The 15,094-nt window shown below is 61.3% G+C and carries 14 protein-coding genes; 5 read left to right on the forward strand and 9 right to left on the reverse strand.

Annotated features, from left to right (window positions below; all coding sequences use genetic code 11):
• Positions 1 to 49: 49 nt before the first annotated feature.
• The 3 genes from BEN49_RS07310 to BEN49_RS07320 all read left to right on the forward strand — a co-directional run bounded on the left by BEN49_RS07310 (position 50) and on the right by BEN49_RS07320 (position 2,596).
• On the forward strand, positions 50 to 1,132 hold the full coding sequence (locus BEN49_RS07310; protein ID WP_125916599.1) for a hypothetical protein: 1,083 nt from the start codon (positions 50 to 52) through the stop codon (positions 1,130 to 1,132).
• 86 nt (positions 1,133 to 1,218) lie between these two features.
• Positions 1,219 to 1,905: an LEA type 2 family protein gene (locus tag BEN49_RS07315; protein WP_070742398.1), complete on the forward strand. Its 687-nt coding sequence runs from the start codon at positions 1,219 to 1,221 to the stop codon at positions 1,903 to 1,905.
• A gap of 235 nt (positions 1,906 to 2,140) precedes the next feature.
• Positions 2,141 to 2,596 carry a hypothetical protein gene (locus BEN49_RS07320; RefSeq protein ID WP_125916602.1) on the forward strand — a complete coding sequence of 152 codons (456 nt, stop codon included), beginning with the start codon at positions 2,141 to 2,143 and terminating at the stop codon, positions 2,594 to 2,596.
• Positions 2,597 to 3,212: 616 nt separating this feature from the next.
• Here the strand turns inward: BEN49_RS07320 and BEN49_RS07325 are convergent.
• The 6 genes from BEN49_RS07325 to BEN49_RS30445 all read right to left on the reverse strand — a co-directional run bounded on the left by BEN49_RS07325 (position 3,213) and on the right by BEN49_RS30445 (position 8,674).
• Complete coding sequence (locus tag BEN49_RS07325; RefSeq protein ID WP_125916604.1) at positions 3,213 to 3,947, reverse strand: hypothetical protein; 735 nt, start codon at positions 3,945 to 3,947, stop codon at positions 3,213 to 3,215.
• A 339-nt stretch (positions 3,948 to 4,286) separates the two neighbouring features.
• Positions 4,287 to 4,526, reverse strand: a complete 240-nt coding sequence (locus BEN49_RS07330) for a hypothetical protein (RefSeq protein WP_070742401.1) — start codon at positions 4,524 to 4,526, stop codon at positions 4,287 to 4,289.
• The gene (locus tag BEN49_RS30860) at positions 4,526 to 5,041 is read right to left on the reverse strand and encodes an aquaporin (protein WP_083325870.1); all 516 of its coding nucleotides are present in this window, start codon (positions 5,039 to 5,041) and stop codon (positions 4,526 to 4,528) included. The genes BEN49_RS07330 and BEN49_RS30860 overlap by 1 nt, the downstream gene beginning before the upstream one ends.
• 1 nt (position 5,042) lies before the next feature.
• Positions 5,043 to 5,753 (reverse strand): ferritin-like domain-containing protein, encoded by a 711-nt coding sequence (locus BEN49_RS07340; RefSeq protein ID WP_070742403.1) that lies wholly within the window; start codon positions 5,751 to 5,753, stop codon positions 5,043 to 5,045.
• Between the two features lie 56 nt (positions 5,754 to 5,809).
• Complete coding sequence (gene tal / locus BEN49_RS07345) at positions 5,810 to 6,940, reverse strand: transaldolase (protein WP_070742404.1); 1,131 nt, start codon at positions 6,938 to 6,940, stop codon at positions 5,810 to 5,812.
• A gap of 129 nt (positions 6,941 to 7,069) precedes the next feature.
• Positions 7,070 to 8,674 carry an OmpA family protein gene (locus tag BEN49_RS30445; RefSeq protein WP_083325871.1) on the reverse strand — a complete coding sequence of 535 codons (1,605 nt, stop codon included), beginning with the start codon at positions 8,672 to 8,674 and terminating at the stop codon, positions 7,070 to 7,072.
• Positions 8,675 to 9,111: 437 nt separating this feature from the next.
• Between BEN49_RS30445 and BEN49_RS29385 the strand changes: the two genes are divergently transcribed.
• Positions 9,112 to 9,483, forward strand: a complete 372-nt coding sequence (locus tag BEN49_RS29385; protein ID WP_070742406.1) for a YsnF/AvaK domain-containing protein — start codon at positions 9,112 to 9,114, stop codon at positions 9,481 to 9,483.
• A gap of 232 nt (positions 9,484 to 9,715) precedes the next feature.
• Here the strand turns inward: BEN49_RS29385 and BEN49_RS27690 are convergent, their stop codons facing one another.
• From BEN49_RS27690 to BEN49_RS07370, 3 genes are all read right to left on the reverse strand, one after another.
• Positions 9,716 to 10,000: an integrase core domain-containing protein gene (locus BEN49_RS27690; RefSeq protein ID WP_158022782.1), complete on the reverse strand. Its 285-nt coding sequence runs from the start codon at positions 9,998 to 10,000 to the stop codon at positions 9,716 to 9,718.
• Positions 10,001 to 10,512: 512 nt separating this feature from the next.
• Positions 10,513 to 10,893, reverse strand: a complete 381-nt coding sequence (locus BEN49_RS07365) for a transposase (RefSeq protein WP_070742408.1) — start codon at positions 10,891 to 10,893, stop codon at positions 10,513 to 10,515.
• Between the two features lie 57 nt (positions 10,894 to 10,950).
• Positions 10,951 to 14,142 (reverse strand): GH92 family glycosyl hydrolase, encoded by a 3,192-nt coding sequence (locus BEN49_RS07370; RefSeq protein WP_070742409.1) that lies wholly within the window; start codon positions 14,140 to 14,142, stop codon positions 10,951 to 10,953.
• Positions 14,143 to 14,379: 237 nt separating this feature from the next.
• On the opposite strand from BEN49_RS07370, the gene BEN49_RS30865 reads away from it, so the two are divergent.
• Positions 14,380 to 14,712, forward strand: a complete 333-nt coding sequence (locus BEN49_RS30865) for a winged helix-turn-helix transcriptional regulator (protein WP_158022783.1) — start codon at positions 14,380 to 14,382, stop codon at positions 14,710 to 14,712.
• Positions 14,713 to 15,094 lie beyond the last annotated feature (382 nt).

Below are 15,094 nucleotides of genomic sequence, written 5' to 3' on the forward strand. Positions count from 1 at the left end.
GCGCTTTTTCTCACTGTTGAGGCGTTGGCTTCAGCTAAATTTTTTCGCTATGACCCCTTCTACTAACGACTCAAACCGGGTGAGCACGACCACCGCGATGAGCGACTCCGCGCCGGCCTACGGCGCGGTGCCCGCAGCACCTGCGCCGGCTGGCCTGACGGCCGCCGTCAAGCGCATCTCCTGGGGCGCCGTATTTGCCGGGGCGTTGCTGGCGCTGGTTATCCAGCTTTCGCTGAGCCTGCTGGGCCTGGGCATCGGCCTGGGCACCATCGACCCGCTCACCGAAAACAACCCCACGTCGGGCATTGGTGTTGGGGCCGCCATCTGGTGGCTTGTCACCATGCTGGGCTCCCTTTACATCGGGGCCACCGTGGCGAGCCGCCTGGCCGGCATTCCGCGCCGCACCGATGGGCTGCTGCACGGCCTGCTGACCTGGAGTGTGGTCACGCTGCTGACGTTTTACCTGCTCACGACCGCCGTGGGCCGCATCATCGGCGGCGTGACGGGCGTAGCCGGCCGGGCGTTGTCGGGCGTGGGCTCCGGCATCGCCGCCGCAGCTCCCGCCGCCGGCAAGGCCATTCAGGGCGAGCTGAAAGACCAGGGCATTGACCTCAACGACCTCAAGCACCAGGCCCGCCTGCTGCTGCGCCAGACCGGCAAGGCCGACCTTACCCCCGAGGCACTGGAGCGCCAGGCCAAAGGAGCCCTGGCCACCGCCAAAAACGAAGCCGGCCAGAGCGCCGCTGACCCGCAAGCCGCGGGCAATAACTTCGACCAGGTAATCGACAACCTGACCAGCAAAGCCGATAACCTGGGCAACGCCGCCGACCGCGACGCGGCCGTGAACGTGGTGATGAAGCGCACCGGCAAGAGCCGCGCCGAGTCGGAGCAAGTAGTAGACAACTGGCTTGCGACCGCCAAGCAGGCGCAAGCCAAGCTCAAGGAAACCAAGGATGCCGCCGCCCTCAAAGCCCGGGAAGTAGCCGATGCGGCTGCCTCGGGCCTGTCGAAGGCCGCGCTGCTGGCTGCCCTGGGTCTGGGCTTGGGAGCCGCCGTATCGGCCTTCGGGGGCCGGCGGGCCACGCCCTACGACGACTCGCTGGCTGCACCACGCCGCAATGCCATCGCTTAAAGTGCCTAAAAATGGGCTCCTCGCTGTGCGGGGAGCCCATTTTTTGATGATGCCCTCCTGCTCTCCCTCCTGTTCCTTTCTTTCCCGTGACCACCCCCACGTTTACCCGGCCCTTGGGACTGCTTTTGCTCAGCGCTACGCTGCTCGGCCCTAGCTTCTCGCTCACCAACTGCGCCGGCATCAGCCGCCAGCAGCAGGAGGGCCAGAACTTTCAAAACTGCACCTTCGCGTTGCAATCCATTGAGCAGGCCACCCTGGGTGGGGTGGACGTGACCAACGTCCGCTCGGCCGCCGACCTGAGCGGGGCCGACCGCGCCCGCGTCCTGGCTGCCTACGGCACGGGCTCCCTGCCCCTCAACATGCGGGTGAACCTGCAAGTAACCAACCCCAACCAGGACCTGGCGGCCCTCAATGTGCTGGAATATAAGGTACTGGTGGATGGCAACGAAATCGCCACCGGCGCCACTACGCAGCGCATTGAGGTGCCCGGCAACAGGTCGGCCGCCGTCACGCTGCCCATCAGCGCCGACGCCCGCCAAGTGGTGGCCAACGGCGGGGCCGAAGCCCTCGGCGGTTTTGCCCTGGGCCTGGCCGACCGCAACCGCCAGCCCACCCGCGTCACCATCGCCGTGCGCCCGAGCGTAAAGTTCCTGGGGGCCACCATCAAGAGCCCCAACTACGTGAACGTTGAGAAGGACGTGACCGCCCGCCAGCTCCTCAATAGCCGCGTCACCCGCCGTGACTCGCTGGGTGGCGCACCGACCCGGCCCTAGGGCCTCCGCCCATCGTAGCTTTTGCCAAGCTTCCCCGGTTCCTCGCCCGCCTAGCCTATTCCTCCGTTATCCCTTTTTTATTTTCTTACCTCCCCTTTTCGCTTGAGCCACGCCCAATCTCCCGGCTCCCCCGTCGGCGCCAAAGCCGCCCTGCGCGGGGCCGGCCCCACCGGCGGCCACGCGCCCGCCGACCAATCCCCGCCCGCCGGATAGCGGCCAGGCTGGGCCCTCGCCTGTGTCCACCGCGCTGGCTAATCTGCCGGCCGCGTTGACTGGCGTGCCGGCTTCGCTTCAGCAAACCGGCACGCAGCTGCTGGCGCGCTTCAAGGCCCTCACCACCACCGAAAAGGTGCTCAGCGGCCTGCTGCTGGTGTTCGTGGTGCGGCACTTCACCCGCGCGCTAGCCGCGCCGCCTGCTCGCTCTCCCCCGTTTTTATTACCAACAGCTATGCACAAGCTTCCCCAGTTACCCGCCTTACTCGCCGGCCTCTTGGTGAGCGCCTGCAACGCCAGTCCCGTGGCGACCACTGCCGTAGCTTCCCTGCCCCCGGCGGTAACCGCTAAGCCAACTGCTGCCGATTCAGCTGCGGCGCCCGCGTCCGCTGCTTCCGTCCAGTCCGTGCCCTTCGTGGGCAAGCCTGGCCTCAAAGCCGTGCTGCGCAGCGGTGGGCTGGCCCCCGCCACCCATTAAGGCTGAGTCCAAGCGTCTTTGACGCCAAAGGCCCCGGCACCGAAAAAGAGCCGGGGCCTTTGGCGTCGTGAGCTAAATAAGAGTGCTTTTATAGTCCCACCGGAGTCGTCGCGTTTGTATGAATGAACTTATGCAGGTTACTGGCGCGAAATACCTGATGCACCCTGGGCGAGTCGGTATGGTAGACATCGACCCTTTCGCACCACTCCGCTTGCCGGGCGCTACTGCTCGATCCAAGGTCCGGCTTGGGGGCTCATTAGCGTTTTGGTTAAATTAAAAAAATGGACAAGGCCAAGCCTGTACTACCTTGTTTTGTTGAGGGCCCCTTTATTACTTAGTGAGTTGCGCTGGATGGACCTACGCCGGCACGCCCACCTAGTCGCGGGTGTCGGTTCACTGGCTGATGAACGCTTCCACCGGGGCTAGGGCATAGTCGGTGCGCGCTCTGCTTTTGGGGGCATTGCTGCTGACCTGCTCGTTTCCTTTGTCGGCCTTACTCAGGTCTTGTTCAGGTGATTTTTTGCGAGGCGCTAGCCACCTATAAATGAGTATGGTACGGGCCGCCGGGCGGCGGCACCAGCCTCTTCCTGCTCCCACGCACAACCCGCCCAACGGGCTAGGGTCGACCGTCCAGCCGGTAGGTCAGCAGTACGTCCAACGTGGGCAGGTAACCGTTTTTACGCAGGCTGCTATCAACTTCGTGGTCGAGGTCGCTGTAGAGCTGCTGCGTCACGCCGAGCGCGTCTACCAGCGAGCGATTAGACGCGAAGGTGTTACGGGTGGCGAAGATTTTGCCCAGGCCGGCTTCCAGGTTCAAGCCAAAGTGCGAGTTGGTGAACAGAAACGCCCGCCCGATACGCAGCCCGCCGAGCCACAGGTTCGATTGCATCTCGAAGACCAGGGCCGGGGATGCCAGCAGGCCGAAGGCCGAAAAGTCGCGCTTAAAGTACAAGCCCAGCCCATCGGCGGGCGTGATGGGGCCGGCCGTCAGGTGGACGTACTGCCCAAGCAACCCTGCGTACCAGGGCGAGTTGGCGTGCACATTGACGCCCACGCTCAGCAAGGTGCCCCGTTGAAACGAGCGGTCGATGGCATCGCCCAGCTGGTGGTCAAGCCCAAAGCCCTCCAATGTTTTTATCGTATAGCGGTCGAAGGGCGGCACAATTAGCCCGCCTTGCACCCGCGCCGAAAAGCGGCGGCTGAACTGGGCCTGGTAGCCAGCCGTGTAGCTCAGGGGCAGCTGCACCCCGGCAAAAAAGGTATGCCGGAGCGCGAAGGGCTCGCTCGGCGGGGTAGCCTGCGCCCGCACCAGCAGCGGCAGGCTTAGTAATAGCAAGCAGGTTCTCAGCATGACGAAGGTTGCCAAATGAGTGGGATAAAACCGCCTTGTACAGCGGGATTCAAGTTAAGAAGCAGTGCTACCGGCCCGCAACTGCGGGCCGGTAGCACTGCTAGGTAGCTGCAGGCTTTTAATTGGTAGCGCGGCCAGCATGGGGCGCGGGGGTAGTGGGGGCCGGGGCCCCAAATTCCTGGTCGTGCATCCGGGTTTCGTCGCTACCCTCTTGTTCTTCAATCCGGGTGAGCGTGCCGGAGACTCTGGGCGTGGACCTGCCCGGTCCCAAAAAGGCGCTGACTGATTTGCCCTACACCATTGTGAGCTGAGCGGGAAGTCAGGCCTGGGCCTGGATGCTTACTCTTCCACTTTAGGGGGTTTCGCCGGCTCAAAAAGTGAGAAAAGTAGCCCAAAAGCAACGCCGCTCAGCAACGTTGCCCACACGGCGGGCGACCCGGCCAAGCCCATTGCGATGGCCACCGCTGGATTCAGCACGCCGCCGCTCACCAGCAAGCCCGCCAGCAGGGCCCCGCCGACGGCCAGGCCGCTGCCCGCCTTGGTCACTTTCTTCTCCGTGGCCGCCGCTACGGCCAGCATTAGGATGCCAAACCCGATGAACTCGCGCCCGCGCTGCCCGCCCGGTAGCCGCCGGCCAGGTGGCCGACCAGGCCCGCCCCCGCCACGAACCGGGCCAGTAAGGCCCCGGCAATCTGGGCCCCTACGTAAAGCAAGCCCTCTACCAGCGGGAAGCGGCGGCTGGCCACCAACCCCACCGTGACGGCCGGGTTAATGTGACAGCCCGAAAGGCCGCCGATGGCGTACACGAGCACGAGCAGCGTCAGGCCCACCGCGTAGGCCGTGGTAGGCGCGGCCACGGTAAGCGCCGCGAGCGTGAGAAAAAAGGTGCCCACCAGCTCGGCCAGGGCCGCAAATAAAGTTGTGCTGTTCAGGGCAGTGTCAGGCGATTTATTCGTAAGGGTAGTAGGGTGTTTGGTTGGTATTCCCGGATTGAGTGACAGGGGCGGCGGCAGGCCGCGGTTGGCAGTAGCTAAAACGCCGGGCAGCTTGCTGGTAAGCAGGCTGCCCGGCGTCTCATATGGGCTAGCTGACAGGCTAGTCTGCCAGGCGCTTCAACTCCTGGTAGGTCTGCTGCGACTGGTGAAACTGACGCGCCACAAGTTGGCGCGCGGGGCCCCGCAGCGTGTGGTCGTCCAGGGCTTCCTCGTAGGCTTTGAGGGCCCACTGCTCGCCGTGGAGGTTGCTGGCCAGCACCGCTTGCTCATCGTGGCCGGTGAAAACGGCCGCGGCTGCCATAAAGCGGCGGTAGAGCTTGCCCTTAAGCGTGGTGCTGGTTTCCTGCCCGCCACCGAGCCGGCGCAGCTGGTCGTTTAGTTCGCTGGCAAAGCGCTGGCTCTGGCTGACCAGCTGCTGATAATAGCCACGCCGCTGCGGGTCCTGGCTTTCCTGCACGGCTTTTTGGTAGCCTTCCACCCGGTCGTTGACGAAGTGCAGCAGCTCGTGCAGGGTGCCGGCCTCCGCCTTGTGCTTATGCTTGGGGCCTTTTTTGTGGGGCTTGCTGCCGCGCGTAAGCCGGCGTACCAGCAGCACCAACAGCGTGCCACCGATGACTTTCTGAGTGGTGCTGAGCTTGTGGAAGCTGGCGGTCGCCTTACCGGCACTGTCTTTCACCGACTGGGGCAGCTTGTCGAGCAGGCTGGTCAGGCTGCCTGGGGAGACGACCTGCTTGGCTTGGTCAAGCAGCGGCGCTTCGGTCGGCTGCGGGTGGGGGTCGCCGTAGGCAGGGGATTTGGAGGAGTTGTTCATCAGAAAAGAAAAATGGGGAAATAAGCAGGTGGGAGGTGGGGTAATCAAGCCGGCTGCTAGTCGGAAGCCAAGGCCTGCTGGCGCTTTTTTTCCACCAAGGCGAGCATCTTGCCGAAGGGCTCGTTGAATTTTTGCACCCCCTCGTCTTCGAGCTGCTGGGTGAGGGCATCGAGTTCCAGGCCGAGCTTGGGCAAGTCCGTTAGCACCTGGCGGGCGTGATCGAGGCCTTGTTCCAGGCGGTCGGCCGGTTGGCCTTGCTGCCGGAAGAGGTCCATCGTTTCCAGCGGAACGGTGTTCACCGTCTTCGGCCCGATGAGGTTCTCCACGTACTTCAGCGCGTCATAATTCGGGTTTTTATTGCCGGTACTGGCCCATAGCAGGCGCTGCGTGTTGGCCCCTTTGTCGGCCAGGGCCTGCCAGCGCGGGCCCGCGAAGATTTCTTTGTAGAGCTGGTACGCCTGCTTGGCACAGGCAATGGCTACCTCGCCCACCAGCGATTGCGCCAGGGGGCCTTGCTCCGCCCCTTGGGCCGCGATTTTCTCCAGCAGGGGGTCCAGGAGCACGTCAATACGACTCAGGAAAAAGCTGGCGACCGAGTTGATGTCGGCCGGCGACTGGCCGGCGTTAGCCCGGTCTTCGAGGCCCAAGACAAAAGCTTCGGCCACGGCCTTGTAGCGCTCCAGCCCAAAAATCAGCGTCACGTTCACGTTGAGGCCCTCTGCGATGAGCGTCCGAATGGCGGGGAGCCCCTGCACCGTGGCGGGCACTTTTATCATCACGTTGGGCCGGTTCACGGCTTGCCACAGCTGCCGGGCTTCGGCAAGCGTACCCTCGGTGTCGTGGGCCAGCGCCGGCGACACTTCCAGGCTCACGTAGCCGTCGCTGCTGTTGTCGTGGCTGTCGTACAACGCCCGGAACAGGTCGCAGGCCGCTTGCACGTCGGCCACGGCTAGGCCCTGGTAAATTTCTTCGGCCAGTTTGCCTTGCCGGCCCTGCGCGATGATGATGTCGTCGTAGTCGGCCGAGCCGCCGATTGCTTTCTCAAAAATGGCCGGGTTAGACGTGACGCCGCGCAGCGCGTCTTCGGCAATGCGACGCTTCAACTCGCCATTGGTCAGCACCTGGCGGCTGATAAAGTCGAGCCACAGGCTCTGGTCGAGGCGGCGAATGTCAACTAAAGGGTTCATAGCGGAGAGGGGGGTAAGAAAATGAGGGGTAGCTACGCCAACCCCGGCCCGGCCGGGAGTTGGCTGGTCTGCGAGCAAAAACGGCCCGCTGGCGGGCGGGCCGTTTTGTCAGCAGAAGGGCAACTGGCGCTACTTGCGGCGGGCCGGGGCTTTCCTGGCCGGGGCCTTCTTTTTGGCCGGGGTCGCTTTGGCGGGCGAGGTTTTGCCTTGCTGGAGCAGGTCGGCCACCGTGGGGGCCAGCCCGTACTTGGTTTCGGCCGCGTTAGGCGTGCCCGTCAGGTAAGGGTCGAAGTCCACACGGCGGTTCCGGGCCTGGCCGGCGGCGGTTTTGTTGTCGGCAATGGGCTTGGTTTCGCCGTAGCCGCGGGCTTCGATGCGCTCGGCGGGCACGCCCTTGCTCAGCATGTAGGTGCGGGCCGAGGCGGCCCGGTCGTAGCTGAGCTCGAGGTTGTGGTTGTCGTCGCCCTTGCTGTCGGTGTGGCCCGCAATGCTGAGGCTGTAATCCGGGTATTCGTTCATGATCTGCACCATTTGTTGCAGGCGTGGGAACGAGCTAGGCTTCAGCGTGGCCTTGTTGAAGTCGAAGTTGATGTACTTCGTGGCCTCGTTGAGCACCTTGCGCTTCTCAGCCGGAATCTCGGGGCAGCCCTGGTTGCTGGCGGGGCCGGCGCGGTCGGGGCACTTGTCCTGGTAGTCGGGCACGCCGTCGCCGTCCGTGTCAACGGGGCAACCCGTGGCGTCCACTTTCACGCCGCTGGGCGTGTTGGGGCACTTGTCTTTGTCATCCGAAACGCCGTCGCCGTCCGTGTCAAGGGGGCAGCCGGTGGCATCCACTTTCACGCCAGCCGGGGTGTTGGGGCACTTGTCGTCGTTGTCAGCCACGCCGTCACCGTCGGCATCCGGGCAGCCTTGCAGGGCAGCCAGGCCCTTCACATCGGGGCACTTGTCCTGGTAGTCGGCCACGCCGTCACCATCGGTGTCGAGGGGGCAGCCGGTGGCATCCACTTTCACGCCGGTCGGCGTGTTGGGGCACTTGTCTTTTTTATCGGCTACACCGTCGCCGTCGGTGTCCTTGGCCTTGACGATGTTGGCCCGCACACCCGCCGTGAGTTGGATGTAGCGGTCGTGCTTGTCCCAGAACGTCGTGGCGTTGTTGTTCACCCCGTCAAGACGGTCGTCGCCGGCCTGCAAGTAGGCCTGGGTGGCTTGCACGTAGAAAGTAGCCGACTCCCCCAAGTGGAAGTCTAGACCGCCGCCTACCTGGCCCCCGAAGGTACCGAAGCGGTTAAAGTTGTTGGCCCCCGTAGGGGTAGCGTAGCGGTCGGCCAGCACCCACGAGAATTGCGGCTCTACCAGCAGGTAGGGGTGCAGGAAGAAGCTGTCCTTGATGGGAGCCTTCAGCTTGAGGCCCAAGCCCGCTTGGTACGCCTGGGCCTTGAAACGCTGGCCCGTGCTGTTGAACGTGCCTTCGTTTTGCGGAAAGCGCAGCCGGGTGTAGTCCAGGTCCAGCCGCACGTCGAGCCAGCGGCCGACGTACTGCGTGACGTCGAGGCCGCCGCTGTAGGGCATGTTGTCCCATTTCCAGAAGGCGTTGCCCAAGTCGCCGCGGTACTGCGTGGCGTTGGCGTGCAGGCCGATAGCCGTTTTGCGGTCGGCCGTCTGCGCTTGCGCACCTGGGATGGCCGTCAAGGCAGTAAGTCCAAGCAGAGCTGCTCGATAGAAGGGGTGTTTCATATAATAAAATGAAGTAAACGTGTGCCCCTTACGCTGTTAGAAAGAAGAGGGTTATGTCCAGGTTACCATTAAAAATTAATAAAATGCCATCATAGAAATTATAAGCCCTGCCGTAGGTTATTCCGTGTGGCGGCTAGCAGCTTCTAGGCATAGCGTTTAAGCTAATGGCAAGGAGGAAGTTGCCCACCGGCTGCCCTTGCTCTAATTGGTTAGCCCGCAACCAATCAGGCCAACTCACCGGTGCTTTCACCGTAAGACCCCGCCAATTCCCCTCGTTTTCCTTCCACGAACCAGCCCCTCCCCCCCCTGCCAGCCCCAGCGACGCGTTCCTTGCCGGACCAGGCGCAGCAATTGCTCCCCCAAGGCACGGTGGACGAGCCGCCCTGGCGGGTTACGCCGGCAAGGACCAAAGCCCCGCCAACAACCGCGCCGGCAACGTGTCCACCGGCGGCCTGAAGGCCGAAATCATCGAGGAAAGCCTGCAAGTGGGCAAGCGCGTGGAGCAAACCGGCGGCGTACGCCTGCGCGAAAAGCACGTGGTCGTGAACCGCATTCCGGTGAACCGCCCGGCGACGGAAGCCGACTTCACGGCCTTTAAAGAAGGCCAGGTGGAACTCACCGAATCGGCTGAGCGCGCCGTGGTAGCCAAAGAAGCCCGCGTAGTAGGCGAGGTCAGCATCGATAAAACGGCCACGGAGCGCGAGGAAACCATCCACGACACAGTGCGCAAAACCGAAGTGGACGTGGAGCAAATTTCCGGCGCGACCACCACGACCAAAGCGACGGACACCGACCACTACAAGAAATAAGCAACCACCTACAATTTGAAAAAACGGCCGGAATACCCAGCCGTTTTTTTGTACCCGGCCGGTAGCGCCGGCGGCCATCAGTTGCGCCTAACTACCTACCGCAAGTTTCGTATAGCTCCCTTAATCAACACAAAAACCTCACTTCAATCGTTGTTCCCATGAAGACACTTTTGTTCCTCCTGGCCGTTGGCCCCCTCGCTACCCCCGCGCTGGCGCAACTAAGGTGGTCTAGCTAAGCCGCACAGAGTTGGGAGGCAGTTTGAAAATGGGTTTCGAAGTGATTGGGGGTGAGATAGCCTAGGGCTGAATGCCGACGCTCATTGTTGTAATAAGCGAGGTAATGACTGATTTCTAGGCGTGCTTCCGCGAGGGTGCGGAAGCTGCCGCCGTCGAGCAATTCGGTTTTGAGCCGGCTCCAGAACGATTCGGCGTGCGCATTATCATAGCAATCACCGCGGCGGCTCATGCTTTGCACCGCTTCGTGGCGGGTCACTAAAGCCTTAAAGTTGGTGGCCAAGTACTGGCTACCTTGGTCGGAATGGATGACCAGCCCGGCTGCAAGGTTGGCGCACGGCCAAGGCCCGGCGCAGGGCCTCGCTGACCAAGTTTTCGGGCATGAATTCGCGCACGTCCCAGCCCACGACTTTGCGCGAGTAGCGGTCGAGCCACGTAGCCAGATAAAGCTAACCGCCGCCCTGTTTGGGCAAAAAGGTGATGTCGCCCACCCAGAGCTATTTGGGGGCGGCCGGGGCGGGTTGGCCCAGCAATAGATTCGGGGCAGCGCGCACGCGGGGGTCGGAGTCGGTGGTGCGGGGCACAAACGAGCGGGGCTGCTGCGCTCGCTAGCCCGCCGCTGCGAGCGCTCGCCGAATGCGCCAACGGCCTACCCGGTAGTCTTGCGCGTGCAACTCGGCCCGCAAGCGGCAGGTGCCATAGCGGGCGGATTGCCACTTAAACTCCAATCGAACAGCCACTTACCAGGCTGGCTCCGAGGCAGGCATTTGCCGTCGCTGCCACGCATAATACGCACTAGCTGACGCGTGCAGCACCTGGCAGAGCTGGCGCACAGCTACCTGGTTCCGCCGCTGGGCAATATAGTGGTAGGTGCTTACCGGGTCGGCTGGCCAAAGATGACCAAGGCTTTTTTAAAATATCCAGTTCTTGCTCGGCCCGCTTCAACTGGGCGCGCAGCTGGCGCACTTCGGGGTCGCGCGCCACCTCGACGCCGCCCACTTCGGCAATGAGCTGCGTTTGCTGCCAGCAGTAAAGCAGCTTCAGACTAATGCCGAATTGCTGGGCGGCCGCCTGCGTGCTGCGGCTTTTGGCAGCAAGGCGCAAAGCCTCGGCTTTAAAAGCATCGTCGTATTTACGCCGTTTATCTGGCGTCTTTTTGCCCTTTTCTGCGCTCATGACTCAGAAAATATACGTCCTGCTTCTGTGCGCCTGGCCTACGCCGCCTCAAATGTATTACCGGTACGAAACTGTCCCCCACGCTTTGTTCGGTAGCGGCCCCATGGTCAGCACTAGGGAGCCCCCCTTCAGTAGGTCCGCAGCAGGGAAGTCAAAAGAGGGCAACGGCTTGCCATTCAACGTTGCTCCTTGCACATAGAGATTTCTACGGGAAGCCCCGCGCGCTATAATCGTAAACTTTTTGCCCCGCCCGAAGCGCTGGCCCAAATTAATTTCTACTTTCTGGTAAAGCGGACTGCCAATTTCATAGCGTGGCGTGGCACTGGTCCCCCCATCTGTTTGAAACAAGCCTATCGAGGCCATAATCAACCACGCACTCATTTGGCCTTGGTCTTCGTCCCCTAGGTAGGCGTTGGCTACTCCGTAGCCATAGTACCGCTCTAGGATGGAACGGCTCCATTTTTGGGTAGACCAGGGTTTGCCGGCCCAGTTGAATAAGAAAGCAAAGTGCATCGATTGCTGGTTGCCCTGTACCACGGGGTAATTCCAGTACTGGTCGTTCATGCCGTTGTAGCGCCAGGGCTCGCTTGCCCGAAAGCCCCATTCCAGCCGGTCAACAAAGGCCTGTTTGCCTATCTGGCTAACCAACGCCGGCACGTCCTGCGGCACGAAGAAAGTCAGTTGCCAGGCATTGCCTTCCACGTACTCCTCGTTGGCCCCGCTTCTAAACGGGTCAAAGTTTTTGGTCCAGCGGCCGTTGCTCAGTTTCAGGTGGCTGAAGCCGGTGCTGTCCAGCGTGTGCTGCCACCACGCACCCCGCGCATTAAACTTCGTGTAGACGTCCTGTTGGCCCAGGGCTTTGGCCAACTGCCCAACGGTCCAGTCGTCAAATGAGTACTCCAGGGAATTGGAAAAGCGCCCCTTGTCAGCCGGTACGTACTGGTACTGCTCGTACGCCACCAGGTCGCGGTTGCCCGCAAAGCCGTTGAACACCTTTTGCGCCGGCGTGGTCTGCATTTTGACAGCTGCGGCGAGCACTTTTTGCGCGTCAAAGCCGCGAATGCCCATTTGGTACGCCGCTACCATCTGCGGTATTTCGTGCTCGGCCACCATCACCGGCACGTAGTTCATGCCGGCGGGGCCCTTGGCTAGCCAGCCGTACGCCTCGTAGAGGGCCAACTGAGAATTGACCCAGCGGTTGCTCCATTCCGGCAGCACGAGGTTCCAGACCTGGTTCAGGTTCCAGAAGGTGTTCCAAAACGCATCGCAGCCCAACGCTACGTCATCTGGGTGGGTCAGCCTTTGCACCTGACCATCGGTGCCACGCCATTCGCCGTTCGTATCGCTCCACGTGTTGCGGCTGCAAATTGAGCGGTACAACGCATTGTAAAAACGGACTTTTTCGAGCCGGTTGGTGGTCGTTATCTTCACCCGATCGAAGAGCGCATTCCAGGTTTGCAGTTGGTGTTGGCGAACCGCGTCGAAGCGCCAGCCAAACGGCTTGGTTATTTCGGTTGCCAGGTTTTGCCGGGCATTGGCCAGGCTGACGAGTGAGATACCCGAGCGGACCTGCACCACGGGGGTTTGCTTCGCGTCAAACTCGGCGAACAAGCCCGCCTCTTGCACGTTCTTCGCTGACAGTTCACCGCCGTACTGCACCCGTTTGTCTAGCCACCCCCCAAGGCGCTTGATGGGTTGGTCAAATTCAACCACAAAATGCAGCGTGTAGTCCTGCGCCGCATCGTCACTCCACACCCGGGGCGAAAACTGATGCACTACCCCCTCAACGCGGTACTCGCTCACTTTAGTAATCTTCAGTTCTTTAACCTGATACTCGTATTCGGCCGGGATGTGCAGGTCGAGCAGAATGCGGGCGCTGTCGCGGTTGGCCGGAAACGTAAAGCGCTCAAAGCCGCACCGCGTGGTTGCCGTTACCTCCGCTTTGATGGCGTAATCGGCCAATTGCACCTTGTAATAGCCGATGGGTGCTTCCTCCGTTTTCTTATCGATGCGCGAACGGTACCCCGACGCTGGTCGGAACTCGTCCCCGATGGCAATTTTTAACTTGCCATTAGTGGCGAAGATGCCCAGACCGGCCAAGGTCCACTCGTGGAGGTGGCTGAAGGTGCCGATGCTCTCATTCGTGGGCTGGTACCCGGCTTGCCACCCGCTATTCTGGTTATCGGGGCTCAGCTTCACCATACTGAATGGCATCCAGGGGCCCGGTGCTATCATCCAGCGCGAGTGGGCCGTGCCTAAACGGGTGTCTACGTAACCGGCCAAGGTCTGCGCCTTCTGCGCGGCGCGGGTGATGGTACCCGTTTGAATCACGTGGCCATCTTCCAGCACTTCGTATCGGCTGCGCGTCGCCTTTGTAACCGCAGGCATCAGGGCTTCAAATTCATACGTGCCCCTTTCTACCGTTTCGCTAAAAATGAGTTGTTGGTCCACACGTACCTGCAATTTAGGAGTGCCGCTCAGGTGCTCTACTTTCACCAGTAAGGGCTGCCGCCGCCGCCCGTTGGCAGAAAGCTCGTAGGGAGCCGGCGCTACCGCCCGAATCAGTAAGTGGCTGGGCTGCTGCAGCCTTGTCGTTGCCGGGCCAAGGAGTCGGACCTGGTCAAACAAAATCCAGGAACCTTCCAGCACGGTAATCGTGACGCTGTTCCCCCCTTTGTGCAGCACGTTTCGGCCGAGCGGAACTTCGATAAGGTGGGGCGTCGTCGCGGCCAAGTTGCCGCTCAGTGCCGCCGTATCACCCACGGCTTCTGTCATGGTTGGTGGCGGCTGGGTAAATGTAGTCGCACCAGCGGCCGCCAGCTGAACTTTCTTGTCCTGCTCATTGATGCTTACTTTCACCAGTGGTGGAAACTTCTTCGCGTAATCCGCTAGCTGAATCAGCAGCTTGTAAGCGCCGGCTGCTGGTTCCCGCTGGAGGGCAAATAGAACCGTCACTTGGTTGGTTCGCCAGCCGGCGGTGCTCCAAGTGCCGCCCCACGTATCTACTGGACCGGGGAGCACATAAGGGAATTCGTTCTTCTCTTTGGAAAAGCCAATGACAAAGCGCTTGTCTTCATAGCCAAAATCGTGCGCGACAAATTTTCGGAAGCCTGCGGGAGCCAGCGCAAACTCGGCGCCAGAACGGTCCGCTACGCCTACCTGCCAGATAGTTTTGCTGGTCTGTTGCGCATGGCTCCCACTGCTAACGCCGACGCTTAGTAGGACAAGTAAAAAAAAGGCTTTTATCATCTTTATACAAGTAGAGAAAAGTCAGAGGAGAAATCGAAGCAAAAGATAAGAGCTACCGAAGTAGCTAGAAGGAAGAGAAGCTGTCGCCGAAGTGCCGCCACCTATCAGCCTGCTCTACCGCTTCACTTTAGAACCGTTACGAAGCTGGGTGGATTGTCTACTCCGAGGTGTGGACGGAGCAATTTAAATACCAAGAAGGCATTTTATTTTTCCTCAGGCACATGCCCGTAGCCACTGTTGACACTCAGGCTGTTAAAAATCTGGTCCCTGCTCATTATTCTGTACTTAGGAAGTGCTGATTGTCTGATATTCAACAAGTGGCTCAAAAACATTGCTGGTATTTCGCAACGTATGCTCACCGTCACGCTCCGTTTGCTGGAACAGGATGGGATAGTTGCCCGCCAAGAGCATGCTGAGGTACCGCCCCGCGGCGAATCTTGCCTCACAGAGGTCGGGCAAAGCCCGTTGGGTGCCGTCATTGACCTCGGGAACTGGACCAAAACCCACGCGCCAGCCATTGTGCGGGCACGCCAGCAGGCAGCCTTAGCGAACGTCGAAAGCATAAGGTGAACCGGTAAGCGCGCACCTGCGGTGGGTTGGTGCCGGCGGGGCCACTCTGGCTGACCACCCCGTGTGCCCGCTTGAGCAGAGGGGTTCTCAATCCTCCGTGCCTGGCAGTTACGAGCAGAGCCGGTAAGCGGCTGCACGCAGCCCTGATGGGCCACTATGGATGGCCCACCTTGAAAGGGTAGTTCTGGAGTCGCACAGGGAAACCAGTACAGGGCCGTCCGCTCTAAAGATTTAGACGCGCGAAGTAGGGCGCGGCAAAGCACGAGTCGGCGCGGCAATTATTAGCACAACGCCCACGCCGACTGGTTTTGGCACCACTTCGAAGCCTGGTTGCTCGCCGGTGGCCACTTCCCTAATCTAACAGAAGCTAAGATTCAATTAT

Source organism: Hymenobacter coccineus (assembly GCF_001816125.1).
GTDB lineage: Bacteria > Bacteroidota > Bacteroidia > Cytophagales > Hymenobacteraceae > Hymenobacter > Hymenobacter coccineus.

Coding starts and splice junctions, on each gene's coding strand:
- BEN49_RS07310 (WP_125916599.1), top strand. CDS start 50: ATGACCCCTTCTACTAACGACTCAAACCGGGTGAGCACGACCACCGCG.
- BEN49_RS07325 (WP_125916604.1), bottom strand. CDS start 3,947: ATGCTGAGAACCTGCTTGCTATTACTAAGCCTGCCGCTGCTGGTGCGG.
- BEN49_RS07330 (WP_070742401.1), bottom strand. CDS start 4,526: ATGCTGGCCGTAGCGGCGGCCACGGAGAAGAAAGTGACCAAGGCGGGC.
- BEN49_RS07340 (WP_070742403.1), bottom strand. CDS start 5,753: ATGAACAACTCCTCCAAATCCCCTGCCTACGGCGACCCCCACCCGCAG.
- tal (WP_070742404.1), bottom strand. CDS start 6,940: ATGAACCCTTTAGTTGACATTCGCCGCCTCGACCAGAGCCTGTGGCTC.
- BEN49_RS30445 (WP_083325871.1), bottom strand. CDS start 8,674: ATGAAACACCCCTTCTATCGAGCAGCTCTGCTTGGACTTACTGCCTTG.
- BEN49_RS07365 (WP_070742408.1), bottom strand. CDS start 10,893: ATGAGCGCAGAAAAGGGCAAAAAGACGCCAGATAAACGGCGTAAATAC.
- BEN49_RS07370 (WP_070742409.1), bottom strand. CDS start 14,142: ATGATAAAAGCCTTTTTTTTACTTGTCCTACTAAGCGTCGGCGTTAGC.